This window comes from Paracoccus jeotgali (genome assembly GCF_002865605.1).
In the GTDB taxonomy this organism is placed as follows: domain Bacteria; phylum Pseudomonadota; class Alphaproteobacteria; order Rhodobacterales; family Rhodobacteraceae; genus Paracoccus; species Paracoccus jeotgali.
This window is the reverse complement of record NZ_CP025583.1, coordinates 76494-101562: the sequence shown is the minus strand read 5'-3', so window position 1 is coordinate 101562 and position 25069 is coordinate 76494. Positions and strand designations below refer to the sequence as shown.

The window sequence follows — 25069 nt, the reverse complement described above, 5'->3', positions numbered from 1 at the left end:
TCAGGCTGATCTTGCGTATATTTCCTAATTTTTGGGAAGGCCATAACCCTGTTGCCCGCCCCGCCCGCGCCGCGACGTCAATTGTGGCGGCGGCAGGGCGCTGCCGCCGGGCGACGCAGGTTGCCTACGGGGGCGGGCGACCGGAGGAAGAACCGCCCGGTCGCCCGCATCTCATGTCACGCAACCAGCGGCTTTCGGTTCTCGACATGGCGCACCGCCAGCCGCCGCCCCATCCGGCCCGAGGCGATCACCCGCGCGCTGACCCGCTCGGCGCCCATCTCGCGCAGGTCGGGGAAGATCGCAAAGATCTCGGCCAGCGCGGCGGCACCGATGGATTTCATCGCCTCGGCGCCGGTGTGCATGGATTCCGTCTCGGCCCCGTTCGAGATCACGATCTGGTGGTCGTCGAAGAGGAAATGCACATAGGTCACCCGGTCGAGATCATGGGCCACATCGACCCCGTCGACCATCAAAAGCTGCTTGGCCGCGACCAGCACCTCATCCGTGCCGAAGATCCGCTGCGCGATCCGCGAGCGCACCAGAACCCGGTGCTGCGGCGAGACGACCAGATCCTGCGCGGGAATGTTCTTGCCCAGGGCACCCGCCCGGATCCGGATCGGGCGCAGGTTCGGCGCGGCCTCAAGCTCTGCCGCGGTCAGGTGGCGCTGTCCGACCCAGCGCAGCGGCTGCAACCCGGCATCGCGGGTCCGCACCAGCAGGCCGGGCGAGAGCTGCCCGGCGGCCACGGGACCGTCGGCGGTCTCGATCAGCGTCTCGGCCGCAAAGCACGCGACTCTGGTATTGTCCTGAATCAGCTTCGTCTTGTCGACAGGCGCACCGTTATCCTTGATGCTCAGATCCAGCGTCGGCAGGCCGTGGCTGCCATCCAGCCAGTCCAGCCTGCCATTATCGGCATGATCCGCGCGCATCCAGACCAGAGGGTATGTGTATTGCTGGTCAGGATGATGGGTATTCCAGATCGCGAGCGTCTGCTCATTGTAGAAGCCGGACAGGTCGACGAAATCACGCTCGGAGTCGTCAGCGCCGGTGTTGAAATCGGTGATGACCCCATCGCCCGCGATGAAGGTGTCCTTGCCCGTCCCGCCGGTCAGCGTGTCGAGACCAGTCCCGCCATTCAAGATGTCGTTGCCGGCGCCGCCGTCGAGAAAGTCGTTGCCAGCCCCGCCAAACAGCGCATCATCACCGGACCCGCCGTCAAGCCGATCATTGCCCGCCCCGCCGTCGAGCGTGTCATTGCCGGACCCGCCGTCCAGTCGATCATCGCCGGCATTGCCCCAAATGCTGTCGTTTCCGGCGCCGCCATAGACGGTGTCATTGCCACCGCCCGCGGTGATGGTGTCGTTGCCATCGCCGCCGTCGATATAGTCGTTGCCGCCGCGCGTGCTGGTGCCCGCCTTGTCATCCCCATAGATGACGTCATCGCCGGACCCGCCAAAGATGCGGTCGTCAACCGTGCCGCCCGCGCCGCTTTGCCCGTCCGGCCCAAGCGTGACGCCCGGATCGCCGTCCCAGACGCCGCCGATGATGGTGTCATCGCCCTCTCCGCCGAACAGGAAGTCCGACCCGGTCTTGCCGTCGATAGAGTCGTTCCCCGCGCCACCATCGAGATAGTTGGTGTAGGCCGAGCCATCGGCATCCACCCCGTCGCCGTCATAGCCGATCAAGGTATCGTTCCCGGACGTCCCGATGATACCGTCCATGCCTTCGAGCGTGTCGGTCCCCAAGCCCACATGTGACACATGGAAGACGTTCGAGCCGGGGTTCAGCGTCACGTTGATCCCGACATTGCCCTTGACCGTCGCGTCCGAATAGTCAGCGATGTCCAGTCCCGTCCCGCCATTCAGCAGGTCATCGCCGGACCCGCCTTGCAAGCGATCCCAACCGCCCTGCCCATACAGCAGATCATTCCCCGCGCCGCCATGGATCACGTCGCGGTCGGCTATGCCGCCCTGAGCCTGATCAGCTTTGCTGCCACCGCCGCCGCGGATCGTGTCGTTGCCTTCCTTGCCGTTGAATGTCTCGGGCTGGCTGCTCCCGATCAAACTGTCCGCTGACTTGCCGCCTACCTTTGGCGTGGCCGAGTTATAGATCGGCGACAAGTTGACCGTAGCCCCCGAATTGATGGTGATACCGCTGGCGCTGGGGACGAAATAGACCTCGTTGCCATTGACGTGGAACGCGCCGTCGATCTCGCGTTCGGCGAAGGGGATACCGTCCTGGCTGCCTGAGGCGGTGATCGTGCCGGCACCGATCCGCGTGTCGCCGACACTCGCGACCGCCGGGCTCACGCTATTGCCGAACCACAGCGATTTATCGGCGCCAAGCGTCACCTTATAACCCTGAGCCATTTTCAAACCCTCTCAAATATCAGCGCCGCGCGCCTGGCGCCCGGCAGGAAGTCATCTCGGACTGACGGCGATGCCGGCATCCGTCTGCGTCATGTCGCGGCCAGTCGTGGCGCGCGGAACCGGGTGCTGAAAAAGAGGCGGCGCTGCCCCAGGGGCAGGACGCGAAACTTTCAGACTGCGAGCCGTTCATCGGCCGAATCGATGGGCGTAAGCCCGACAAGTTCGTGCGTCGGGTAGCACCCCGCACTCAACCCAGGCAATCAGATTATGGTCGGACCAGTTCAGTTTATGAAAATTGATGCAAACCTGCCGCAGCGAGCTCTCTCGACCGACGGCGCAGAGCAACACCCGCTGGACCCTCTGCCCGCCTACCGCGCCACCTTCGCGCTTGGCAGCGCAGCGTCGATCTGCTAAGAGGCCCGCTTATCCGCCTGGACCCGGTGCAAATCCGGGTGGCTCTTCCGGCCGCCGATCCGCCGGACCACCTGTTCTCGCAAGACGCAAGCGACGACATCGCCCGATGTCGCCACAGGATTTTCATGACGCTGTTTCCCGATTATCGCGACCAATGGCTTGGCAATGTCCGCGCCGATCTTCTTTCCGGACTGGTCGTGGCGCTGGCCCTGATCCCCGAGGCGATTGCCTTCTCGATCATCGCCGGGGTCGATCCCAAGGTGGGGCTTTACGCGAGCTTTTCCATCGCGGTCATCACCGCCATTGTCGGCGGACGGCCGGGGATGATCTCGGCCGCGACGGCGGCGACGGCGGTGCTGATGGTGACGCTGGTGCGCGATCACGGGCTGGAGTATCTGCTGGCCGCCACCGTGCTGGCCGGGCTGATCCAGATCGGCGCGGGGTTGCTGAAGCTGGGGCGGTTCATGCGCTTCGTGTCGAAATCGGTGATGACCGGCTTTGTCAACGCGCTGGCGATCCTGATCTTTCTGGCGCAACTGCCCGAGCTTGATCCCGCCCGCGTCGGCGCGCTGACCTATGTGCTGGTCGCGGCGGCGCTGGCGATCATCTATCTGCTGCCCCGGCTGACGCGGGCGGTGCCTTCGCCGCTGGTCACGATCCTGGTGCTGACGGCGCTTGTCTGGGCGACCGGCTGGGACGTGCGCACCGTGGGCGATATGGGCGCGCTGCCCGACACGCTGCCGGTCTTCCTGCTGCCCGACATTCCGCTGAACTTCGAGACGCTGTCGATCATCTTCCCCTACTCGCTCGCCGTGGCCGTGGTGGGGCTGCTGGAAAGCCTGATGACGCAGAACCTTGTGGACGAGCTGACCGACACCACCTCGGACCGCAATCAGGAGTGTATCGGTCAGGGCCTCGCCAATACCGCGACCGGCTTCATCGGCGGCATGGCCGGCTGCGCGATGATCGGGCAGTCGATGATCAACGTGAAATCCGGCGGGCGGGGGCGGCTGTCGACCTTTGTCGCCGGGGTGGTGCTGCTGATCCTGGTGGTGTTCCTGTCGGATTTCGTGCGGATCATCCCCATGCCCGCGCTGGTCGCGATCATGATCATGGTGTCGGTCGGCACCTTTTCCTGGTCGTCGATCCGCGATCTGGGGACGCATCCGACCTCGTCTTCGGTGGTGATGCTGGCGACGGTGGCGACGGTGGTCTGGACGCATAACCTCGCCATCGGGGTGCTGGTCGGCGTGCTGCTGTCGGGGATCTTCTTTTCGGCCAAGATCGCGCAGCTGTTCCGGGTGACCCCGACCCTGTCGCCGGACGGCACCCACCGCACCTATCAGGTCGAGGGGCAGCTGTTCTACGCCTCGGTCGAGGATTTCACCGCCGCCTTCGATTTCCGCGAGGACGTCCGCCGCGTGACCATCGACGTCACCCACGCCCATATCTGGGACATCTCGTCGGTGCAGGCGCTGGACGCGGCGGTGCTGAAATTCCGCCGCGTCGGGATCGAGGTCGAGGTCATTGGCATGAACGCGGCCTCGACCACCATCGTCGACCGCCTGTCCCTGCGCGACCGCAGCCCTCAGGACGACAAGCTGGCGGTCTAGGGCCGCCGCGCCCTACCCCACCTCTTTATAGATCCCTTCCGCCCGGAAGCGGCGGATGATCTCGTGATTGATCCGCTCGCGGTGCTTCAGATAGGCGGGATAATCGGGCGGGCTGTACCAATAGGTCACCTTCAAGGTCAGCGAGCCCGCCGCGATGTCGTCGAACACCACCTGCGGCAGATGGCCGGGGCGGTTGATGGGCGCGTTCGGGTCCTGGGGCGGCGTAGATCCCGCCTGCGGCACCTCGCCCGACAGGGCGGGCGGGGCGACGGAGAGGATCTCGTGCAGGATCGACTTGGCGCGGCGGATCTTGTCCTGCGGCAGGTCGAAGGGCAGCGGCAGGGTCATGTTGCGCCGGATCGAGGGGCGCTGATCGACATTCTCGATGTCCATGCCGGCCACGCTTTCGTTCGGGATCGTCACCAGATGGCCCGACATCAGCCGCAGCCGGGTCGAGCGCATCCCGATCTCTTCGACCGTGCCCTCGTAATTGTTCAGCTTGACGCGCTGCCCGACCGAGAACGGCTTGTCGAGCAGCAGCATCAGGCTGCCGAAGACGTTGCGCAGCGTGTTCTGCGCTGCCAGCGCAATCGCCAGACCCGTCACCCCGGCCCCGGCCACGATGGCGGTCAGCGAGAACCCGATCAGCTGCATCCCCTGCAGCACCAGCGCGATGATCGCGATGATGCTCAGCACCCGGACGCCCAGGGTGATCAGCTGCGCGTTGATGACCCGCCGACCGGCCCCGCCCATCGACTTGGCCAGGTCGATCAGCACCGTCCCGAACGAGAAGATCAGCAGGATCCCGGCCAGCAGCGCCACCAGCGCCAGGATATAGACCGAGACCTGAAACACCCGCCCGGTGATGAAGATCTTGTCGGTGATGATGTCATACAGAAACAGGCTGAGCAGCACCGTATACAGCGGCACCATCAGCAGCGCCGACGACCGCAGCAGGGCCGAGGCATTGCGCGTCAGCCAGCCCAGGGCACTCAGCAGCAGCCAGATCGACAGCCCGGCCAGCACGAAGACCAGCACCAGCGCGATCCACTGCCAGATCGTCTGGCCATAGACGCCGTGATGCAGCCATTGCGGAAACTCGTCCGTCCAGGCCTGCAGCGTCGGGCGCGGGGTCAGGAAGGATGCCTGATAGAACCCCTGCGCGGCGGTGGTGCGATAGGGGAAGGATTCGAGCTGCCAGTAAAGTTCCTCGGCCTCGGTCAGGGTCTCGGGGCTGAACAGGTATTTGCCGGCATTCGGGCCTTCGTCGATGCGGGTGATGACCAGCGGCGTGTCCCCGATCTGCCATGACGGCGGATAGCCTTCCTTGATCGAGGCCAGCATCTGCTTGCGGTTGGGGATCTTGTCGAGCGGCGGCAGGCCGATCCGGTCCAGAACCTCGCGCAGATAGACCGCCCCGTTCACCGCCCGGTCGGACCGCAGCGAGGGCGCCACCCGCCGCAGATCGAAAAACCACTCCATCTCGTCATACAGATGGTCAAGCTCGGCGGTATCGGCGGCGGTATAGCTGTCCTGCACCAGCAGATCGTAATAGCGCTGCGTCAGCCGCAGAAAGCTGAGGATGGTGTCGCGGGGGCTGTTGGTGTTGGCAGGTTCCAGCAGCCCGTCCAGCGCATGGGCGGCGGCCGCCTCGCTGTCGACAAGCTGGGCCAGCAGATCCTGGATTCCGTCGAGACGGGCCGAGGGATAGAACGCCTCGCCGCTGATCGCCTCGGGTTCCTGCGCAACCGCGGCGGGGGCAAGCGCCGCGAGGACAAGGGCCAGCCAAAGACCCAGCATCTCGCGCCGGAGACGGGTTCCGAGCATCGTGATCTCTCCGCGCTGTCTCTATCCTTGGTTGTGTAGGTGCTGAGGGCCCGGATCGCAAGTTGTAACCCGTCCGGCCCGTGGCGAGCCTTGGCCCGGCCGCTCAAGAAGGGACTGGCGAACACGGCGCCAGTTTCGCAAGCTGAAAGGCAGTCACTTGCCGAATCAACGACCACAGGGAGTATCGACATGGCGGACGAGCATTCGAAGGAAGCCACCGGCTCGACGACCGGTGCAGGCGCGCCGGCACCCAGCGACCGCAACTCGCTGACCATCGGTGCCGATGGGCCGATCCTGCTGCATGATGTGCATTTCCTTGAACAGATGGCGCATTTCAACCGCGAAAACGTCCCCGAGCGCCGCCCCCACGCCAAGGGCGCCGGCGCCTTCGGCGTGTTCGAGACGACCGAGGACGTGTCCGCCTATACCAAGGCCGCGCTGTTCCAGACCGGCGCCAGGACCGAGATGCTGGCCCGGTTCTCGACCGTCGCGGGCGAGTTGGGCAGCCCCGACACCTGGCGCGACGTGCGCGGCTTCAGCCTGAAATTCTATACGGATGAGGGCAATTACGACCTGGTCGGCAACAACACCCCGATCTTCTTCGTCCGCGACCCGATGAAGTTCCCGCACTTCATCCGCAGCCAGAAGCGGCTGCCCGATTCCGGCCTGCGCGACTCGCATATGCAGTGGGATTTCTGGACGCTGAACCCGGAAAGCGCGCATCAGGTCACCTATCTGATGGGCGAACGCGGGCTGCCGCGCACCTGGCGGCACATGAACGGCTATGGCTCGCACACCTATATGTGGGTGAACGCCGATGGCGAGCGGTTCTGGGTCAAGTATCACTTCCACACCGATCAGGGCATGGAGTTCTTCACCAATGCCGAGGCCGCCGAGATGGCCGGCGAGGATGCCGATTTCCACCGCCGCGACCTGTTCGACGCCATCGAGCGCGGCGAGCATCCCAGCTGGACGCTGTCGGTGCAGGTCATGCCCTATGACGAGGCGAAGAGCTATCGCATCAACCCCTTCGACCTGACCAAGACCTGGCCGCACGCGGATTATCCGCTGATCCGGGTGGGCAAGATGACGCTGAACCGCAACCCCGAGAACTTCTTTGCCGAGATCGAGCAGGCGGCGTTCTCGCCCGGCAACACCGTCCCCGGCATCGGCCTGTCGCCCGACAAGATGCTGCTGGGCCGGGCCTTCGCCTATAACGACGCGCAGCGCAACCGGATCGGGACCAACTTCCACCAGCTTCCGGTGAACCAGCCCAAGGTGCCGATGAACAGCTACATGTTCGACGGCCACATGGCCTATCACCACAGCGGCGCGGCCCCCGTCTATGCCCCGAACAGCAGCGGGCGCAGCTGGGCCGACGAGCAAGGCCCGATGCCCGACGGCTGGGAGGCCGATGGCGAGATGGTCCGCAGCGCCTACACCCTGCGCGACGAGGATGACGACTTCACCCAGCCCGGCATCCTCGTCCGGGAGGTCTTTAACGACGCGCAAAGAGACGCCCTGGTCGACACCGTCGCCGGCGGATTGCTCGGCGGCGTCCGCTCTCCGGTGCTCGAGCGGGCGTTCGAATACTGGAAAAGCGTCGACCCCGACGTGGGCCAGCGCATCGAAGACAAGGTCCGCAGCGGCAGCGCCCCCCCAACCCGCCGAGGGCATGGGCGAGGCGGGCCTCTAGCAGAGGGGACGGGAGGGGGAATGGCGTCGGGCGACGAACCGCTCGGCTCGGTGCCGTTCCCTGATCCTTGCGAGGGAGCTGTCCTGGGCCGCGCCTTCGCCCCTGCCTCGGCTTCTGTCCCGGCAGCCGGTCTTGGTCCTGTCTGACCGGTTGCTGACCGTTGAGATCGACCGCAACCAAGGTACGATAGAGCCGGTCGGAGCACCGCTCTGCGCAAGGCGCCGGATCATCTGACGTTGCCCCCAACTTTTATCCAGCGTGAGCGAGACTCCGGGACTGAGTTTTGCCCATTTGGGCGGGTTGGGCAACGGGGGCTGGCGCGGAGCTTTGCGGATTGCGCAGCGTCAGGCCCCGTTGCGGGGTGAAGGTTTCGGCAAACTCGGCTGGGGTCTGCCAGCTGAGGCGGGAGTGGGGGCGTTCGGTGTTGTAGTCCGTGCGCCAGGCGACCAGCGTTGCGCGGGCATGGTGCAGGGACGGGAACAGCGTTTCGTTCAAGAGTTCGTCTCGCAGGCGACCGTTGAAGCTTTCGATGAAGGCATTCTGGGTCGGCTTTCCGGGCGCGATGTAATGCCAGTCAAACTTGCGGTCATCCACGAATTTGAGGATCGCATTCGAGGTGAACTCGGTTCCATTGTCACTGACCACCGTCTGAGGCTTGCCGCGGGTGTCGAACAGCGTCGCCAGTTCCCGCGCCACCCTTGCCCCCCGAGAGCGACGTGTCCGCGATCAGCGCCAAGCATTCCCGCGTGCAGTCATCGACCACGGTCATGATCCGGAACCGGCGGCCATCGGTCAGCTGGTCTGACACGAAGTCCAGCGACCAGCGCTGGTTTGGCAGCAAAGGCAGCACCATCGGGGCCCGTGTGCCCATGGCCCGCTTGCGCCCGCCCGGCGACGGACATGCAACTGCTCTTCGCGGTAGATGCGAAACAGGCGCTTGTGGTTGACCTCGTGGCCCTCGCGCCGCAGGAAGACATGCAACCGACGATACCCGAACCGGCGCCGGACCTTTGCCAATTCTTTCAGCCGCTCGCGCAGCACAGGGTCGTCTTGGCGGACCACCTCATACCGCATGGTCATCCGGCAACAGCCGATCACCCGGCACGCCCGCCGTTCGCTCATCTCGTGACTTGCCACTAGATGCGCGACCGCTTGCCGCTTCGCGGCGGGCGTCACCACTTTTTTCCGAGCAGATCCTTCAAGGCCGAATTGTCGAGCATGGAGTCGGCCAGCAGCTTCTTCAGCCTGCCGTTCTCATCCTCAAGCGCCTTCAGACGCTTCGCCTCGCTGACATCCATGCCGCCATACTTGGCTTTCCACTTGTAAACGGTCGCATCGCTGACGCCGTGCTTACGGCAAAGATCGGCAACGGAAATCCCCGCCTCGTGCTCCTTCAGAATGCCGATGATCTGATCCTCGGTGAACCTGCTGCGCTTCATCTCTGGTCCTTTCGGTTAGGCCAGAGTCTACCTCAAACTGGATTAGGCAGAGGGGGCAACGTCACATCCTGCCCGACCCGGCGCCCAACGTCAGGTTAGCCCTGCCGTCGGTCAATCCATCAAGACCCGACGAGCTTGGCCGACATCCTACCGCCGGCCCGGCTCGCGCACGAAGGCTCGACCCGCCTACTGCGCCGTATAGCCCCCATCGACCAGATGATAGGATCCGGTGATGAAGCTGGCCTGATCCGACAGCAGGAAGACAATCAGCGCCGCCACCTCCTCGGGCCGACCGAGACGGTTCAGCGCATGCTTGCCCTGCAGGAAGTTCAGCGTCTCCTCGTCCATCGCATCCTCGACCAGCGGCGTCTTGATAAAGCCGGGCCCGACCGAGTTCACCCGCACGCCGCCCTCGGCATGTTCCAGCGCCGCGTTCTTGGTTGCACCCACAACGCCATGCTTGGCGCTGACATAGGCGATCGACTCGGGAAAACCGACCGAACCCAGGATCGACGCCATGTTCACCACCGCGCCGCCCCCGGCCTTCTCGATCTCGGGGATCGCATAGCGCATGCCGTAGAAGACGCCGGACAGATTGATGTCGATAACCTTCTGCCAGCCGTCGATATCATAGCTGCCGGTCTTGGCCGAAGGACCGCCGATGCCCGCATTGTTGACGATTCCATGCAGCGCCCCGGTCTCGGCCACGGCGAAGTCGACCATCGCCTTGACCTGCTCGGGATCTGCCACATCGACTTCGAACGCATGCGCCTGCCCGCCCTTCACCCGAACCCCCTCCGCAACGCTCTCCGCGTGCTCGAGATCGAGGTCCGCCACAATCACCGTCGCCCCACTGGCGCCCAACTCCTCGACCGTCGCCGCCCCGATCCCGGAGCCACCACCCGTCACAATGATCGTCTTGCCATCAAACCGCAGATCCATTCACCTATCTCCTTCGACCAAATCTCTGGCTAAGCTTAGCATAGACAAAGCCGAAGCGACGGCCATCAGGTACCGAGCTAGTCGCGACTAGTTCGGATTGTCAGTAAGCGTCCGGCCTGACCGCCCTGCCGCGTGGTGAAAGAGGCGGATAGTGTCCACCATTGATAGTGGACACTATGGTGATGGCGTGGCGCGTCGGACGAAGCGACTTTGGACGGATGAGGAGAAGCGTTCGATCTGTTTCCAGACGGCGGCGCCGGGCGTTTCCGTGGCTCAGGTGGCGCGGCGCTACGCGGTGAACGCGAACCTGATCTTCAAGTGGCTGCGCGATCCCCGTTATGCGCCGGACCCCACCTCGGTTGCGCCCCCAGCAGAGGAGGCGCGGTTTCTGCCCGTAGAGATCGTCGCGGAGACCAGGTCTACTCCGGCGGCACCTGCCGCCGAGAACCACATCGAGATCGAGCTGGCGGGCGGTCACCGGATGCGGATCAGCGGCAGCTATGATCCTGAGGCGCTGGCGCGGCTGATCCGGGGACTTTCGGCGTGATCCCGGTTCCGGCCAACACGCGGGTCTGGCTGGCTGCCGGGTCACCGACATGCGCAAGGGCTTTGCTTCCTTGGCGGCGCAGGCCGAGGCGGTGCTGAAGCAGGATCCTTTCGGCGGGCATCTCTTCGTCTTCCGCGGCCGTCGCGGTGATCTGGTGAAGGTCATCTGGTGGGATGGCCAGGGGCCTGCATGTTCATGAAGCGGCTGGAGCGGGGCCGGTTCGTCTGGCCCTCGGCCAAGGAGGGAAGGTGGCGCTGACACCGGCGCAGTTGTCGATGCTCCTGGAAGGGATCGACTGGCGTGCCCCGGAGCGAACGTGGCGGCCCTTGGCAGCGGGATAATCAGGGGGGGGCCACAAGAGAATGATTCCCATAAGGAATCCCGTGGGATAAACTCCTTGCATGCTCGATCAGACCCTGACCCTGCCGGAAGATCCGAGGAGTTGCGCAGCTTCACCGCGCGGCTTCTGGCCGAGGTGAAGGCGCAGGCGATCCTGATCGAGAAGCTGCGGCACCAACTGGCCGGGCACCGGGCACACCGGTTCGGCGCGTCCTCGGAGACGGCAGAACAGCTTCAGTTGGCTCTTGAGGCCAGCGAGATCGCGGCCGCCGCGATGACGGCGCGGATGCGTCTGCCGGACATCGAGGAGAAGGGCAAACCCAAGCGCCGTCCGATCCCGGATCATATCCCCCGGATGGAGGTGGAACTGATGCCCGGCGCCGATGCCTGTGCCGATTGCGGCGGTCGCCTGCGCCGGATCGGCGAGGACGTCACGGAAGAGCTGGAGTATGTTCCTGGGCGCTTCATCGTGAACCGGATTGTCCGCCCCGGCTGACCTGCGCTTGCTGCGAACGCTTCGTCCAGGCCCGCTGCCGTCGCGCCCGATCGAGCGCGGTCGCCCCGGGCCGGGTCTGCTGGCCCATGTGCTGGTCAGCAAGTATGCCGACCATCTCCCCCTCTATCGCCAGAGCCAGATCTTCGGCCGCGAAGGGCTCGATCTCGACCGATCGACCCTGGCCGACTGGGTCGGCAAGACCACCACCCTTCTGGAGCCACTGGCCGAGGCCATCGGGCGCCATGTCCTGTCGGCCGAGGCGATCTTCGCCGACGATACGCCGGTGCGGATGCTGGCGCCCGGCACCGGCAAGACCCAGACGGCCCGGCTCTGGACCTATGCCCGCGATGAGCGCCCATGGGATGGCGATGCTCCGCCTGCCGCATGGTATCGCTTCTCGGGCGACCGCAAGGGTCAGCACCCCAAGGATCATCTGGCCCGTTTCCGCGGCTGGATGCATGCCGACGGCTATGCCGGGTTCGAGGATCTCTACCGTTCCGGCGCCATCCGCGAGGTCGCCTGCATGGCCCATGTCAGGCGCAAGTTCGTGGACATCCACCGATCGCAAGGTTCGCCGATCGCTGAGGAGGCCATCGGCCGCATCGCCCGGCTCTATGCCGTCGAGAAGGAAGCCCGAGGTTCGCCACCGGACCGCCGCGCCGAACTCCGTAAGGCACATGCCGCCCCGGTCTTCGATGACCTGGAAGTCTGGCTGGCCATGCAACTCACCACGATCTCGGGGAAATCCCCGCTAGCGGCCGCCATCCGATACGCCCTCACCAGGATGGAACGCCTGCGCCCCTACCTCGACAACGGCATCCTCGAGCTCGACAACAACGCCGCCGAACGCGGCATGCGCGCCATCGCCCTCGGGCGGAAAAACTACCTATTCGTCGGTTCCGAGGCAGGTGGAAAGGCCGCCGCCATCGCCTACACCCTGATCGAAACAGCCAAGCTCAACGCCATCGATCCCCATGCCTGGCTCGCCGACACCCTGGCCCGTATCCCTGATTACAAGATCACAAAGGTCGATGACCTGCTGCCTTGGAAATGGCGCGGGTAGCGGTCAGGCCGGACGCTTACGATTGTCATCGCAGATTCTGACCCCTTTTGTTTCCACAGCGTTCCTAAGGGCTAGAATGCAAAAAGCCTCCCGTGAGGGAGGCTATTGGCTTTTGGCCTTGCGTAGGTATTTTGGTTGCGGGGACAGGATTTGAACCTGTGACCTTCAGGTTATGAGCCTATATCCCAGAGCATTCAGAAACCACGTGATAATAGAGCGTTGCCCATCAAGGATTTGATATGTTTCGTTATAGCCTCGACGTTCAGTCGCGTTCACGAGCAACCACCGCGCCTCAGGGTCCCTCAACGGGTGTTCACCTGTTGAGTTGGCGTTGAGTCGAAAGTGACATGCCTCTGCAGGATGCCTGAGATGAAACGTCATCGCGTAGGCCCGCCAAGCCGATGCCATGCATCTCGGAACTGCGGCTGATCATATGCTTTCGGCTGGAGCCAGTACGACTGGATCCCGGCGCGGCTCTTCGCAGGGTCGCTGTGAAAGCAAAGATCGATGACCTCCTGCCGAGTCATGATGAAGCAGGTCGGGTCCTCGGACTTGGCGTTGATCGTGATGATCCACCAGTCTGACCTAAGCGCGGTGAGGTTGGATCCCAGTCCGACGGGGCCCCGTTTCGACAGACCCTTACTCTGCACCCCGAAGATGATTGTCTCCGCGTCGTTGGAACAATAGAGGTCGCTGCCCTTGGCATTGCGCGTCGTGGGCATGACGTTCCAGCCCTTCTTTGAAAGCTGCCATGCGACGTAATGCATGGCGGCATTTCCCGTTGCCTGCGAAGATTTCACATCCACTCTCGATACCTCCGGATCAGGTGCGCGGAATGGTAGGTCCATAAACTTATCGCCGGCAAGGCTTCCGGCGCGACCGAGCTATCGCGATAATGGGATTCATTTTCCCACTTGTTCCGGAATCGTTCGCGTGACAGAGTGGGAAAAAATGACCCAGAGGCGGACAGGCGATCATGGAACAGTTCTCGGCACTTCGGCAGGCGGCCGGCCTGAACATGCAGCAGGCGGCGGCGTTGACCGGATGTGCGATGAGCACCGCATATCGCTGGGAGAACGGCGAGATCGAGCCTCGTCCTGAAGCGCTGGATGCCCTGCGCAGGGCGGCGGGAGGGGCCGGCGGTCCGGTCGCACCGGCCTTTAAGTTCATCGACCTGTTCGCCGGGATCGGCGGCCTGCGGCGCGGGTTCGACGCCATCGGTGGTCACTGCGTGTTCACCTCGGAGTGGGACCGCTTCGCGCAGCAGACCTATCGCGCCAACTACCATGACGGGCCCGATCACGTGTTCAAAGGCGACATCACCAAGGTCGAGATGCACGAGATCCCGGAGCACGATGTACTGCTGGCCGGATTTCCGTGCCAGCCGTTCTCGATCGCCGGTGTCAGCAAGAAGAACTCCCTCGGACGCCAGCACGGGTTCCATTGCGACACTCAAGGCACCCTGTTCTTCGACGTTGCGCGGATCATCGAAAGCCACCGGCCGAAGGTCTTCTTGCTCGAGAACGTCAAGAATCTGCTCAGCCATGACAAAGGCCGCACCTTTGCGGTGATTGGCCGGACGCTGGAGGAGGAGCTGGGCTACCGGATCAGCAGCCGGGTCATCGACGCGCGCTGCTTCGTTCCTCAGCATCGCGAGCGGATCTTCATCGTCGGCGTCCGCCGGGATCTGGACCTGAAGATCGACCTCTCGAAGCTTGAGCTTCCCTCCGGCGCGGCCGGGCCGCGGCTGGGCACCATCCTGCACAACGAGGACGGTTCGGAACTTCCGAGCAATCAGTCCTTCCTCGATCAGGAAGGCCGCGTCAGCGACCGTTATACGCTTTCGGACAAACTCTGGAAGTATCTGCAGGACTATGCCGAGAAGCATCGTCAGAAAGGTAACGGCTTCGGTTTCGGGCTGACGGGGCGGGGTGATGTCGCGCGCACTTTGTCCGCCCGCTATCACAAGGACGGCTCCGAAATTCTCGTCGATCGTGGACCGGGTCTAAACCCGCGCCGGCTGACCCCGCGGGAATGTGCCCGTCTGATGGGCTTCGACCGCCCGGGCCAGTCGGAATTCCTGATGCCGGTGTCGGACACTCAGGCCTACCGCCAGTTCGGGAACTCCGTCGTCGTGCCAGTGGTCGAGGCCATGGCGCGACACATGCAGCCGGTGATCAAGAGCGCCGTCGCACATATGCGGGCTGCCCCGGCTGTCGCAGCCGAATGATCGCCGATCATGCGTTACGGCTCTCTCTCGGATCATTTCACGGGCATCGTCGCCAAACGTCTCTCGGCGGTCGAGGCGGACACCGCACGGTCTAACCAGCATGAATTCAACGGCACGAACGAGCTGCTCCGGCTGCTGGGCGGCGAGCGGATCGAACGTCGGCCGGCGCGCTTCATCTGGCTCGGCGGTGAGAACGAAGGTATCACCGACGACGCGCCGGTCACTTGGTACGACGCCCGGGAACGCCATCCTACCCGGTCGGAGTGGCGGCTGTATTTCCAGGAGAATGCCGTAACCGAGGTGGCGCAGGCCGGCGATCTGCTGGTGGTCGCACGCCGCCCGAGCGACGAGCTGATGTTCATCGTCGCGCCGCAGAATTCTACGCTCGAGAACCAGATCGCCTGGCTCTTCGGGCTCGATCACGGGCTGGGTGCCGGCTTCCGGTATGAGGGCTTCGAAGGGACAGGCGATCGCGGCCTCGACTTCGTCAGCAACTACGTTCTGGAGGAGATCGGCATCGAGCCCGAGGAGCCGGAGGCGGACCGGCTGGATGAGATCGTCGGTCGTTTCGGTGCACAGTTTCCGACATCGCGGGTCTTCTCGGCGCTGGCCCGACAGAATCTGCCCGAAGTCGATCCACGCGATGATGCGGATGCAGCCCTGCTGGCTTGGATCGAGTTCGAAGAGGCATTGTTCCGACGTCTGGAGCGCCACATTGTCGCCGCGCGTCTGGAGGCCGGGTTCCTCGCTGACGGTACCGCCGATGTCGATGGATTCCTGCAGTTCTCCCTGTCCGTCCAGAACCGCCGAAAGAGCCGAATGGGCCTGTCTCTCGAGAATCATGTAGAGGAGATGCTCACGGTGCTGGGGGTCAGGCATGCCCGCGGCGCGCGGACCGAGGGCAACTCCAAGCCGGATTTCCTGTTTCCCGGTGCGGCAGAGTATGCGGATCCTGACTTCGATGCCGATCTACTGTCCATGCTCGGCGTCAAATCCACGCTGAAGGACCGCTGGCGTCAGGTGCTGGCAGAAGCCGCGCGCATCGACCGCAAGCACCTGCTGACGCTGGAGCCCGGCATCTCCACCCATCAGACTAACGAGATGATCCGCAACAGCCTGCAGCTCGTCGTGCCGCAGGGTCTGCACGCGACCTATACGGCCGACCAGGCGGGATGGCTCATGAACGTCCGCGGCTTCCTCAATCTGGTCGCAGCACGGGAAGCCGCATGATCCTGTCACGGATAATCTCCCGCAGCTGATCAGGATCGCGGGTCTCGCATTCCCAGATCGTCACGGGGGTCCAGCCTCCCCGCTGGAGCTCTCCTTTCTTCCGGGCATCCCGAGCGACGTTGCCCTCGAACTTGGCCTGCCAGAAATCCGCCCGGGTCTTCGGCGTCGTCGCGAAGCGGCAGCCGGGATGCCGATGCCAGAAACAACCATGAACGAACAGCGCGGCCCGGCGACGGGGAAAGACGAGGTCCGGCGTTCCGGGCAACTGCCTGCGATAGAGACGGAAGCGCAGGCCGAGAGCATGGGCCGCCCGGCGCACTCGCATCTCGGGCCCGGTATCCCTGCCCCGGATCTTCGACATGTTCCGTGAACGCGCTTCCGGTGTCAGGCTGTCGGCCATTCAGATATCCCTGATATCCACAAGCGTGTCAAAGTCCGGCGGAATTTTCGGAGGTGCCGTCGCCACGGGCTATTTTGACAGAATGTGTTCTGATCACTTGGTGTTCCTGTCGAGATTGCACAAGATACAGTCACGGGTCAGGGAGCCTTCCCAGAACCTATCATCGTCCGAAACGACCTGAGAAAGTAATGCCATAATGCCGACGCCCTCAGATGAACTGGTGAAACGTTCCGCCGACATGCTGGTCGCCGGTTATTATCTATCGCGGTGCGGGACCAAATCATCAACCGGTCAGGCTGACGGACCACCTTTGGCCATCGGCGTCTCGACGTGGAACGCCGCATACGACTTCTTCTATGATGCCATGGGGGACGGCCGCAGCCCCGAACAGTTCCGGAACAGCCTGAAGAATACCCGGGATACGTTCGATCACCTGTTCAGCAATGGTCGAACCGGGTGGGTCAATCAGGACGGCAAACGGCCTTCGATACGAAACAACTTCGCCCGGACCCACGAAGAGTGGAAGAACCGGACCGATCAGGAACTTCAGGCGTTCGTACTTCGACTTCAGTCGGCAATTTCCGACGACGACCCCGTCGGACAGCCGACGTCCCTTGCCGTTACGGAAGGCGGGCAGAAGGTCTATGCATCTACGCGGCGGGAAAGAAGCCAGAAAGCTAGAAGCGCCGCGATAGCCATCCATGGGCTGGAATGCATGGGGTGCGGCTTCGGATTTGAGAAGGCGTACGGACCGCTCGGCAAGGACTTCATTGAAGTTCACCACGTCGTCCCTCTTTCCGAAGCCGGACGAGTTCAGACCGACCCTCTGAACGACCTCATTGTGCTCTGTGCGAACTGCCATCGAATGGTACACAGAAACCGCAGCATCTGCCTGAGCCTGGATGAGCTGAGGCAGCACCTGAAGGATGTCGCATCACCGCTCTGATGTTCATCGGACGGACTGTATGTGCGTGCTGACCTGACTATCACCGAGTTGTCAACGTGTCGGTTCCTCCGGCGCCTCCACCAGCGCCAGAGCCCCATCCGGCAGGGAACACTGCAGCTTTCCTGCGATCTCGATCGGCGCCGGCAACCACGTCTCCCACTCTCCGCCCGTAGTCAGGACGACCGGCATCGCCTTGGAGTGAAACGTCCCAACTCGGCATCCGGCGCGCAGGTCACGAAGGCGTAGAGGTCATCGTTGGTCTCACCATCCTTCACCTTCCGGTTTGACCGCCAGCCGCGGACTTCGATCCCCACGAAGAACATGGGCCTGTCCGCCGCCTGCAGCGCGAACCACTTATTGCCGCCCCTGCTCGGCTCTGCCAAGGCCGTTACCGGCACAAGGCAACGATGCTCAGCCTCGAGCCACCGGCGACAGTGCGGCAAGGCGAGTTTCGTATGTCCGTCACGCCCGGATCCCGCGCGGTCTTCAATACCGACGGCGGAGACGGCATGCCCTAGCGGGCTGTGACCAATTCCAGCGCCTCGCGGTCACGCCGGATGATAGGCGCCAGTTGGTCCGGATAGACCGTGCCCGGCGCGACGTTGCCGGCCCGGTCGGTCATCTCCAGCCCCTTGAACAGCCGACGCATGCCCTCCGGCGTCGTGTTTTGATGGTCCAGGTTACAGATCGTCTCGTCCTGATCGGATCGCCCGAAGGGCAGATGGAGCGAAGTGTAGCTCGCCAATGTAGGTATCCGTCACGATCACAGAGACCCGGCGGCCTCAGGCAGGTAGCCCCTCCAAACACCGACCGGCGCGGTTTGCGCCGTATCCGCGCCGGTCTGCGCCTGTATTCCGGTCGGCGGATCAAGCCGTTGATAAGCCGATACATCTACGCATGTGTCGGATCTGAAGGCGGAGTGCAGGGCATTGAGAAACAGGGAAAGATTGACCGAGAAGCTGGTCCGGGCGGCGGAGCCGCGCCCGAAGGCCTGGCAGATATTCGACACCGACGTGCTAGGTCTGTCGATCTGCATCTACCCGTCGGGCAGCCGCAGCTTCATGTTCGACTACCGGGCCACGGGGCGGCAGCGGCGGTTGACCATCGGGCGCTGGCCGGAATGGAATGTCACCGCCGCGCGCGAACGTGCCAAAGCGCTGCGCCGCGATGTCGATGGCGGGCTCGACCCGCTGGCCGAGCGCGAAGAGACCCGCGAGGCGCCGCGCTTTCCCGATCTGGTCGAGCGATACCTGCGCGAACATGCCAGCCATCTGGCACCGCTCAATGCCGCCGATCAGGCATCCATGCTGAAGAAGCTGATTGAGCCGCATTGGAAACACCGGCTGGTGGCGGATATCGACGCAACTGACGTCGAGCGGGTGCTGAACTTGATCGCACAAGGGCGGTCGCGGCCGGCAAAGAAAGCACCCAAGACCAAGCGGCGCGAACCGCTGAAGCCCCCGCGCCCTACCCCGGTGCGTGCCAACCGCGCCGGCGAGATGCTGCGAAAGGTGTTCAACCTCGCCATCCAGTGGAAGATGCGCGCCGACAATCCGGCCGTCGGCTTCCGCCGTCGGGTCGAAGTCGAGCGCGAGCGTTACCTTTCCATGGACGAGATCGCCCGGCTCAGCGAGGCGCTGGGCGCCGCCGAGGACCAGCGCGGGGCCAGCATCATCCGCATGTGCATGCTGACGGGGGCGCGGCTGGGCGAGGTGCGCACGGCGCGGTTCGAGCATTTCGATCTGGAGCGCGGCGCATGGGTTAAGCCCGCCGCCAATACCAAGCAGCGCCGGGTGCACCGCGTGCCGATCTCGGCAGACACAGCGGCGCTGGTGCGCACAAGACTTTCGGCCGTGCCGGCCGGTTGCGACTGGCTGTTTCCGGGTGATGTCGCGGACAAGGATCAGCCGGTGCAGGAGATTCGCCGCTTCTGGAAGGGCATTCAGGATCAGGCCGGGCTACAGGGCGTGCGCATCCATGATCTGCGCCACACCTTTGCTTCGCTGTTGGTCAGCGGCGGTGCCTCGCTCGAGATGATCGGCAAACTGCTGGGCCATTCGCAATCCAGCACCACCATGCGCTATGCGCACCTGATGGATTCGCCGCTGCGTGCCGGCGTGGATGCGGTCGCCGACATGATGCGGATACGGCCGAGGCTCGTGCATTCAGCACCCCCGGCCGAGGAGGTCACGCCTCCGCGTTCAGCATCCGCAAGATCGGGCTGACCCGCTTGCGGACAGTGCTTTCGTCGGGTGCATCACCGTCCGTGCTGTTGGCAATGAACCAGTCCAGCATTTCACCGACGAGATCAGCCTGTTTCTCGGGCAGGCCGCGCTGGAAGAGGCGCAGGATCAAGGCGCCATAGAACCCCTCCCAATCATGGCCCTTGCCCGCGTTGGGATTGACGCGGCGAAAGACGCCATGCTCCTCCTCGAACCGCGCCACGGACGCCGCGGACAGCACCAGGTCATCCCGCATGATGACCATCCCTGGTTCCGGCGGCGGAATGTGGCGCCATTCGTTTCCGCCCAGCGCGCGAGCGCGGCGGATGATGCCTTGGCGCGGGCCGGTGCCGCAGCGGCGAAACATCGCCATGATATCGCCGGGCGCAATCGCCACCAGATCCGAGAGAACCTCGCCATCAAAATACGTTGGCGGGATCACAACCATAATTTCGAGATGACCCGACAACGCCCATTCGGCAATATCGGCAATGTGGCAGCCCCAGCGGGCGGCGGCCTCCGCTAGGGTGTAGAGTACTCGTTTCGGTAGAGACATAGATAACTTCCGAATTTGTTGCGTTATCTGAAAGGCTTGCCTTTCAGCGCCGCAACTCTGGCGCCCTTGCACGTCCAGGTTGATTTGACCGAAGCGCGCACCCTGCGACGAAGCCGCCCCTCTGACCGGCAGCGCCACTCGGCGAGTTGTGGGCGCATCACCGCATCACGCGTGCAAACCCCATGAATTATGAACCGGCGCGACTGCGGCGCTTCCCGCGCCGGTCCGCGCCGCGCCGCCGGTCCCTCGCCGTGCTCTCGCTTGCCCTGCAATCACGGGGAAAGGACCGCACCATGAACAATCAGGCGATGATCGCGCCCGAAACCGCCCAGGAGGGGCTTCTCGATGACTGGATGCCGCGGCGAGAGCTTGCCGGCATCATCGGAGTCAGCGCCGACACGCTGAAGCGCTGGGAAACCCGGCGCATCGGCCCGCCCTGCATCCGCATCGGCCGCAAGGTGCTCTACCGGCGCGGCGCTGTGCGCGACTGGCTGCTCGAGCAGGAGAGCCGCAAGACCGCCGGCCGCGGAAGGGCGGGCCGATGAGCGGCGATGACGACAGGACGCGCGTGGCCCCGATCTGGGGGATCGTCTTCGCGCTCGCGCTAATCACGCTCGCCATTCTGATCGGCTTGCTGATCTGGGCGGTGATCTCGGCGATCGACTGGGACGCGGTGCTGCGCTTCATTGCGCCCACGGCGTTCGAGACCCGCGCGATCGAGGAGATCCTCGAGGGAGGTCGGCCATGACCGCCCCCTCGCCTACCAGGCCTCCTCGCGACCGCCCCGAGGCGGATATCCAACGCCAGATCGTGGCACTCCTGCGCGCGGTTCTGCCCAGAGGCGCAATCGTCCACCACGCCGCCAACGAGGTCGGCTTTGGCGGCCGCCATGCCCGCGCCCGGCAGGCGATCCTGACCGGCATGGGCGTGCATGCCGGGTTCAGCGACCTGATCATCGTCTCGGGCGGTCGGATGCTGTTTCTGGAGGTCAAAAGCCCGCGCGGTCGCCTCAGCCCGGCACAGCGGGCGTTTCGCGACGCGGTGCAGGCGCAGGGTTTGGCATGGGCGCTCGTGCGCTCGCCCGAAGATGCGCTGGATGCGCTGAGGGCGCACGACTTCTGCACCCGTCTGGCCAGATGTCGGAGGTCAGCATGAGCAATCTGATCTCAGCCACGGTGCAGCGGCGCGTCGTCGGCTCGGCCACCCGCAAATCGGTGCTGCTCTACATGGCCGACAAGGCCGCGGATGACGGCAGCGGCATCTGGACCTCGAAGGCCAATATCGCCCGCGATCTGGAGCTGGGCGTTCGCGCGGTGCAATACGCCATCCGCAGCCTGGTTGATGCCGGTCTGCTGATCGAGATCGGGCAACGGGACTGCAAGCACGGCTATACCGTCGAATATGGCATCGTTATCGACGTAGTCAGCGTCCTTCCGTCGACTCGGGATACGCCTCCGGATCGGGACAAAACGGCGTCCCGAAGGCCTGCGGATAAATGCGACAGCCCCCCTGCACCAGATGCACCCCATGCACCAGATGCAGGGGTAACACCTGCACGTGGTGCACCCCTACCCCTGCACCACGTGCACCCAAACCATCCTATGAACCTTACTACTACGCCACCGGCCGAAGACGCGGCTGTGGATAAATCCGATCCGCAGGCCCGCTGCCTCGCCGCAGCCGGTCCCGGCCTCTGCCCCGCCTCACGAGCGGAGATCATCAAGACCAGCGAGGTGATCGCGGGCTGGCTGCAGGACGGCATCGACTTTGATGCCGTCATCCTGCCGGTGATCCGCGCGCGCACCACTCAAATCCGGATCAGCCCGATCCGCACCTGGGGCTATTTCACCGATGCTGTGCGCGCCGCCCATCAGCAGCGCCTGCGCCAGCAGGCGAGGCCGCAAGGCGCAGAGAAGACCAGCGCCAGCCCGCAGCTGCGCTTTTACGCCGATTGGGTGAACGCCGATCGCTATCTGCCGCCCAGCGCTATCACCAACGCCACGGCGCATGCCCTGTTGGCGGCAGGCCTCACCACAACCGAACGCCTCGCCCAACGCGGCGTCCCCATCCCGGCCATGAAGGAGCAGCCATGATCACGCCACGAGAGATCGAGGACCGCTTCGAGGAAGCCGCGTTGACCCTCAAGCGCCTGCCGAACCCGCCCGGTTCCGGCGCGCGTGGCTATGGTCGCTCCTGGCCGGAATACGTGCACGAGGCGAAACACGCCTATGGCTATGACGAGGCCAGGATGCGGGTGGTCCCCAATGTCCGCGAGATCCAGCGCATGGAGGAGACGCTGGAATGGCTGGCGCTGATCGGTGGCGACAGCGAACAGGCGATCATCGACAACCGCCGCATCGTCTGGATGCGCGCCGAGGGCTATCGCTGGAAGCAGATCTGCCGTGCGGTGGGCTGCGTGCGCTCGACCGCTTGGCGGCGCTGGACGGCGGCGCTCGTCACCATCGCCAACCGCCTGAACAAGCGGCGAAAAACAGCCGCCCGCCCGCACAGCGCCAAAACGACCGGGGCGGCGGCGGGCGGAAGGAGGCGCGGCACGGGCGCAAATGAGTCGCCATGAGGGCGCGAAAGGGTCGAACTTAGGGCGCGACAAAACCAGCCGAAACGGGCCATATTGTCCTCAAGATGGGGAGAGAGGCGCGGCCCACTGCCCTCCCCCCCGGCCCTGGTTCCTCCGCAGCGGCAACGCTATGCGGGGGGCAGCAGCGCGCTCAGTCTCTAGGGTCTAATGATTTTTCTGGGTTTCCACCCGTGGGTTGCCACTTTGGGTTGCCAGGGTTGCCGCCCCCTCCGCCACCCCCGGACATTCCCCTGTCCACCACCTCAAGGCCCGCCCTGCCCTCCGGCAGCGGGCCTTTTTCTATGGAGTTCGCCCTTTGCAGATCGAGATGATGCCGATCTTGCGGCTGGTGCCCTATGCGCGCAATGCCCGCACGCATTCAGAAGACCAGGTTGGCCAGATCGCCGCCTCGATTGCCGAGTTCGGCTTCACCAACCCGATCCTGATCGGCGAGGACAGCGTGATCATCGCTGGCCACGGGCGGCTGATTGCGGCGCAGCGACTGGGGCTTTCCGAGGTGCCGGTGATCATGTTGGCGCATCTGAGCGAGGTTCAGCGCCGGGCGCTGGTCATCGCCGACAACCGCATCGCCGAGAACGCCGGCTGGGACGAGAAACTGCTCGCCTCCGAGCTGGCCGCCCTGCAGGAGGCCGACTTCGATCTCGATCTGGTCGGCTTCAGCGATGAGGATCTGGCCGGCCTGCTGGGCGAGATCGACGGCGACGCGCCGGTGGGCGCCATTGAAGGCGAGAACGATGTGCGCGCGCCGCCCGCCGATCCGGTGTCGCGCCCCGGCGATCTGTGGATCCTCGGCCCGCACCGGCTGCTTTGCGGCGACTCGACCGTTGCCACGGATGTCGAACGGGTGCTGGGCGGCGTGAGGCCGCTGCTTATGGTCACCGATCCGCCCTATGGCGTCGGATATGACCCCTCCTGGCGCAATCAGGCCGGGGCCTCCACCACCAGGCGCACCGGCAAGGTGCTGAACGATGACCGTGCCGATTGGCGGGAGGCATGGGCGCTGTTTCCGGGCGATGTGGCCTATGTCTGGCATGGCGCCCTGCATGCGACGACAGTGGCCGACAGCCTGATCGCCTGCGGCTTCAACATCCGCTCGCAGATCATCTGGGCCAAGGATCGGCTGATCCTCAGCCGCGGCGATTACCACTGGCAGCACGAGCCTTGCTGGTATGCCGTGCGCAAGACCGGCAAGGGGCATTGGGCTAGCGATCGGAAGCAAACGACGCTCTGGCACATCGCCCATCGCGATCAGGATGCCGAGACCGTGCACGGCACGCAAAAGCCGGTCGAATGCATGCGCCGCCCCGTCCTGAACAATTCCAGCCCCGGACAGGCCATCTATGAGCCGTTCATGGGATCCGGCACCACGCTGATCGCCGCCGAGACCACCGGCCGCGTCTGCCTCGGGATCGAGCTGGATCCTACTTACGTCGATGTCGCGGTGGCGCGCTGGCAGAACCTGACCGGCCAGACGGCGGTGCTGGAAGGCGATGGCAGATGCTTTGACGAGATCGCCGACGGCAGACCAGCTGATGATCCTGTAGACGGCAGCGCGCCCTCCGCCGTGTCACCCCCGAAACCCGCGCGCAAGCGCAGAACTGCAGCCTGAGGCATGCATGACCTGGCTTTACCTTCCTCCGGAAACGCTTCCGGGGCCGCAGACGCATGCCCCTTCGGCCTCTCCCTCTGCTCCGGGGTCGGCGGACTCGAGCTCGGGTTACACCTTGCCTGCCCCCGATATCGTACTGTGGGTTACGTCGAGCGGGACGCCTTCGCCGCGGCCGTCCTCGTGGCGCGGATGGAAGACGCGGCCATGGATCACGCGCCTGTCTGGGACGATGTTGCCGGCTTCGACGGCCGCCCGTGGCGCGGCGCGGTGGATATCGTCACTGCGGGCTATCCGTGCCAGCCATTCAGCGTGGCAGGCAGGCGCCGTGGCGCCGACGACCCGCGCCACCTCTGGCCGCATGTCGCCCGGATCATCGGCGAGTGTGAGCCGCCCTTCGTCTTTCTCGAGAATGTCGCCCATCATCTCCGCCTCGGCTTCCCCGAAGTCGCCAGCGGACTGGTCGGCATGGGCTACAGGCTTGCGGCAGGCCTCTTCACGGCGGCGGAAGTCGGCGCGCCCCACAAGCGAGAGC

At 64.5% G+C, this 25069-nt stretch carries 20 protein-coding genes, 4 pseudogenes and 1 other annotated feature; of the genes and pseudogenes, 16 read left to right on the top strand and 8 right to left on the bottom strand.

The annotated features are described in order from the left end of the window. Positions 1-176: 176 nt before the first annotated feature. On the bottom strand, positions 177-2369 hold the full coding sequence (locus CYR75_RS00520) for a Hint domain-containing protein (RefSeq protein ID WP_158644539.1): 2193 nt from the start codon (positions 2367-2369) through the stop codon (positions 177-179). A 430-nt stretch (positions 2370-2799) separates the two neighbouring features. Then, positions 2800-2855, top strand: a sequence feature (sul1 is cis-regulatory element that is thought to sense ions involved in sulfur or methionine metabolism; They are found in Alphaproteobacteria). A gap of 53 nt (positions 2856-2908) precedes the next feature. Between CYR75_RS00520 and CYR75_RS00515 the strand changes: the two genes are divergently transcribed. After that, positions 2909-4396 (top strand): SulP family inorganic anion transporter, encoded by a 1488-nt coding sequence (locus tag CYR75_RS00515; RefSeq protein WP_101498371.1) that lies wholly within the window; start codon positions 2909-2911, stop codon positions 4394-4396. Positions 4397-4408: 12 nt separating this feature from the next. Here CYR75_RS00515 and CYR75_RS00510 read toward each other — a convergent pair whose 3' ends face one another. Next, positions 4409-6223, bottom strand: coding sequence for a mechanosensitive ion channel family protein (locus tag CYR75_RS00510; RefSeq protein ID WP_101498370.1), 1815 nt, complete (start codon positions 6221-6223; stop codon positions 4409-4411). A 189-nt stretch (positions 6224-6412) separates the two neighbouring features. Between CYR75_RS00510 and CYR75_RS00505 the strand changes: the two genes are divergently transcribed. Beyond that, entirely contained in the window at positions 6413-8065 is a 1653-nt protein-coding gene (locus tag CYR75_RS00505) for a catalase (RefSeq protein ID WP_318778991.1), read from the top strand. A 103-nt stretch (positions 8066-8168) separates the two neighbouring features. Here CYR75_RS00505 and CYR75_RS00500 read toward each other — a convergent pair. Both CYR75_RS00500 and CYR75_RS00495 read right to left on the bottom strand, forming a co-directional pair. Then, positions 8169-9358: pseudogene (locus CYR75_RS00500) on the bottom strand (IS3 family transposase). Between the two features lie 186 nt (positions 9359-9544). Then, complete coding sequence (locus CYR75_RS00495) at positions 9545-10300, bottom strand: SDR family NAD(P)-dependent oxidoreductase (protein WP_101498369.1); 756 nt, start codon at positions 10298-10300, stop codon at positions 9545-9547. Positions 10301-10451: 151 nt separating this feature from the next. Between CYR75_RS00495 and tnpA the strand changes: the two genes are divergently transcribed. The 3 genes and pseudogenes from tnpA to tnpC all read left to right on the top strand — a co-directional run bounded on the left by tnpA (position 10452) and on the right by tnpC (position 12745). After that, a complete protein-coding gene (gene tnpA, locus CYR75_RS00490; RefSeq protein ID WP_101498326.1) occupies positions 10452-10847 on the top strand; it encodes an IS66-like element accessory protein TnpA in 396 nt (131 codons plus the stop codon). Further along, a pseudogene (gene tnpB / locus CYR75_RS00485) lies at positions 10844-11188 on the top strand (IS66 family insertion sequence element accessory protein TnpB). The gene tnpA and the pseudogene tnpB overlap by 4 nt, the downstream one beginning before the upstream one ends. A gap of 101 nt (positions 11189-11289) precedes the next feature. Beyond that, a pseudogene (gene tnpC / locus CYR75_RS00480) lies at positions 11290-12745 on the top strand (IS66 family transposase). A 377-nt stretch (positions 12746-13122) separates the two neighbouring features. Here the strand turns inward: tnpC and CYR75_RS00475 are convergent. Beyond that, entirely contained in the window at positions 13123-13512 is a 390-nt protein-coding gene (locus tag CYR75_RS00475) for a hypothetical protein (protein ID WP_225972770.1), read from the bottom strand. A 209-nt stretch (positions 13513-13721) separates the two neighbouring features. On the opposite strand from CYR75_RS00475, the gene dcm reads away from it, so the two are divergent. Both dcm and CYR75_RS00465 read left to right on the top strand, forming a co-directional pair. Then, the gene (gene dcm, locus CYR75_RS00470) at positions 13722-14975 is read left to right on the top strand and encodes a DNA (cytosine-5-)-methyltransferase (RefSeq protein WP_101498367.1); all 1254 of its coding nucleotides are present in this window, start codon (positions 13722-13724) and stop codon (positions 14973-14975) included. Positions 14976-14984: 9 nt separating this feature from the next. Continuing rightward, entirely contained in the window at positions 14985-16205 is a 1221-nt protein-coding gene (locus CYR75_RS00465; RefSeq protein ID WP_101498366.1) for a type II restriction endonuclease, read from the top strand. Here the strand turns inward: CYR75_RS00465 and CYR75_RS00460 are convergent. Continuing rightward, a complete protein-coding gene (locus tag CYR75_RS00460) occupies positions 16174-16605 on the bottom strand; it encodes a very short patch repair endonuclease (RefSeq protein WP_101498365.1) in 432 nt (143 codons plus the stop codon). The two genes, CYR75_RS00465 and CYR75_RS00460, sit on opposite strands and share 32 nt — an antisense overlap. 196 nt (positions 16606-16801) lie before the next feature. Between CYR75_RS00460 and CYR75_RS00455 the strand changes: the two genes are divergently transcribed. Next, positions 16802-17551: an HNH endonuclease gene (locus CYR75_RS00455; protein ID WP_101498364.1), complete on the top strand. Its 750-nt coding sequence runs from the start codon at positions 16802-16804 to the stop codon at positions 17549-17551. 514 nt (positions 17552-18065) lie between these two features. On the opposite strand, the gene CYR75_RS16280 is transcribed toward CYR75_RS00455, so the two are convergent. Beyond that, the gene (locus CYR75_RS16280; RefSeq protein ID WP_225972769.1) at positions 18066-18296 is read right to left on the bottom strand and encodes a hypothetical protein; all 231 of its coding nucleotides are present in this window, start codon (positions 18294-18296) and stop codon (positions 18066-18068) included. 184 nt (positions 18297-18480) lie between these two features. On the opposite strand from CYR75_RS16280, the gene CYR75_RS00445 reads away from it, so the two are divergent. After that, the gene (locus CYR75_RS00445; protein ID WP_101498363.1) at positions 18481-19776 is read left to right on the top strand and encodes a tyrosine-type recombinase/integrase; all 1296 of its coding nucleotides are present in this window, start codon (positions 18481-18483) and stop codon (positions 19774-19776) included. On the opposite strand, the gene CYR75_RS00440 is transcribed toward CYR75_RS00445, so the two are convergent. Next, a complete protein-coding gene (locus CYR75_RS00440) occupies positions 19739-20467 on the bottom strand; it encodes a hypothetical protein (RefSeq protein WP_158644538.1) in 729 nt (242 codons plus the stop codon). The two genes, CYR75_RS00445 and CYR75_RS00440, sit on opposite strands and share 38 nt — an antisense overlap. A gap of 155 nt (positions 20468-20622) precedes the next feature. Between CYR75_RS00440 and CYR75_RS00435 the strand changes: the two genes are divergently transcribed. From CYR75_RS00435 to CYR75_RS16275, 7 genes and pseudogenes are all read left to right on the top strand, one after another. Next, positions 20623-20874: a helix-turn-helix transcriptional regulator gene (locus CYR75_RS00435; RefSeq protein ID WP_101498361.1), complete on the top strand. Its 252-nt coding sequence runs from the start codon at positions 20623-20625 to the stop codon at positions 20872-20874. After that, positions 20871-21077, top strand: coding sequence for a hypothetical protein (locus CYR75_RS00430; protein WP_101498360.1), 207 nt, complete (start codon positions 20871-20873; stop codon positions 21075-21077). The genes CYR75_RS00435 and CYR75_RS00430 overlap by 4 nt, the downstream gene beginning before the upstream one ends. Next, entirely contained in the window at positions 21074-21484 is a 411-nt protein-coding gene (locus CYR75_RS00425) for a VRR-NUC domain-containing protein (RefSeq protein ID WP_101498359.1), read from the top strand. The genes CYR75_RS00430 and CYR75_RS00425 overlap by 4 nt, the downstream gene beginning before the upstream one ends. Continuing rightward, positions 21481-22422, top strand: coding sequence for a helix-turn-helix domain-containing protein (locus tag CYR75_RS15890; RefSeq protein WP_158644537.1), 942 nt, complete (start codon positions 21481-21483; stop codon positions 22420-22422). Before CYR75_RS00425 ends, CYR75_RS15890 begins: the two co-directional genes overlap by 4 nt. After that, positions 22419-22907: a DUF6362 family protein gene (locus CYR75_RS00415; protein WP_101498357.1), complete on the top strand. Its 489-nt coding sequence runs from the start codon at positions 22419-22421 to the stop codon at positions 22905-22907. Before CYR75_RS15890 ends, CYR75_RS00415 begins: the two co-directional genes overlap by 4 nt. 328 nt (positions 22908-23235) lie before the next feature. Next, a complete protein-coding gene (locus CYR75_RS00410; protein ID WP_101500775.1) occupies positions 23236-24537 on the top strand; it encodes a site-specific DNA-methyltransferase in 1302 nt (433 codons plus the stop codon). A gap of 3 nt (positions 24538-24540) precedes the next feature. Beyond that, a pseudogene (locus CYR75_RS16275) lies at positions 24541-25047 on the top strand (DNA cytosine methyltransferase); the annotation flags it as partial. Between the last annotated feature and the right edge of the window lie 22 nt (positions 25048-25069).

Bases quoted from the DNA above. Each gene is read 5' to 3' on its own strand.
- CYR75_RS00430 (WP_101498360.1), top strand. From the start codon at position 20,871: ATGAGCGGCGATGACGACAGGACGCGCGTGGCCCCGATCTGGGGGATC.
- CYR75_RS00425 (WP_101498359.1), top strand. From the start codon at position 21,074: ATGACCGCCCCCTCGCCTACCAGGCCTCCTCGCGACCGCCCCGAGGCG.
- CYR75_RS00465 (WP_101498366.1), top strand. From the start codon at position 14,985: ATGCGTTACGGCTCTCTCTCGGATCATTTCACGGGCATCGTCGCCAAA.
- dcm (WP_101498367.1), top strand. From the start codon at position 13,722: ATGGAACAGTTCTCGGCACTTCGGCAGGCGGCCGGCCTGAACATGCAG.
- CYR75_RS00475 (WP_225972770.1), bottom strand. From the start codon at position 13,512: ATGCATTACGTCGCATGGCAGCTTTCAAAGAAGGGCTGGAACGTCATG.
- CYR75_RS15890 (WP_158644537.1), top strand. From the start codon at position 21,481: ATGAGCAATCTGATCTCAGCCACGGTGCAGCGGCGCGTCGTCGGCTCG.
- CYR75_RS00510 (WP_101498370.1), bottom strand. From the start codon at position 6,223: ATGCTCGGAACCCGTCTCCGGCGCGAGATGCTGGGTCTTTGGCTGGCC.
- CYR75_RS00515 (WP_101498371.1), top strand. From the start codon at position 2,909: ATGACGCTGTTTCCCGATTATCGCGACCAATGGCTTGGCAATGTCCGC.
- CYR75_RS00520 (WP_158644539.1), bottom strand. From the start codon at position 2,369: ATGGCTCAGGGTTATAAGGTGACGCTTGGCGCCGATAAATCGCTGTGG.
- CYR75_RS00435 (WP_101498361.1), top strand. From the start codon at position 20,623: ATGAACAATCAGGCGATGATCGCGCCCGAAACCGCCCAGGAGGGGCTT.
- CYR75_RS00410 (WP_101500775.1), top strand. From the start codon at position 23,236: ATGATGCCGATCTTGCGGCTGGTGCCCTATGCGCGCAATGCCCGCACG.
- CYR75_RS00460 (WP_101498365.1), bottom strand. From the start codon at position 16,605: ATGGCCGACAGCCTGACACCGGAAGCGCGTTCACGGAACATGTCGAAG.
- CYR75_RS00415 (WP_101498357.1), top strand. From the start codon at position 22,419: ATGATCACGCCACGAGAGATCGAGGACCGCTTCGAGGAAGCCGCGTTG.
- CYR75_RS00505 (WP_318778991.1), top strand. From the start codon at position 6,413: ATGGCGGACGAGCATTCGAAGGAAGCCACCGGCTCGACGACCGGTGCA.
- CYR75_RS00495 (WP_101498369.1), bottom strand. From the start codon at position 10,300: ATGGATCTGCGGTTTGATGGCAAGACGATCATTGTGACGGGTGGTGGC.
- CYR75_RS00455 (WP_101498364.1), top strand. From the start codon at position 16,802: ATGCCGACGCCCTCAGATGAACTGGTGAAACGTTCCGCCGACATGCTG.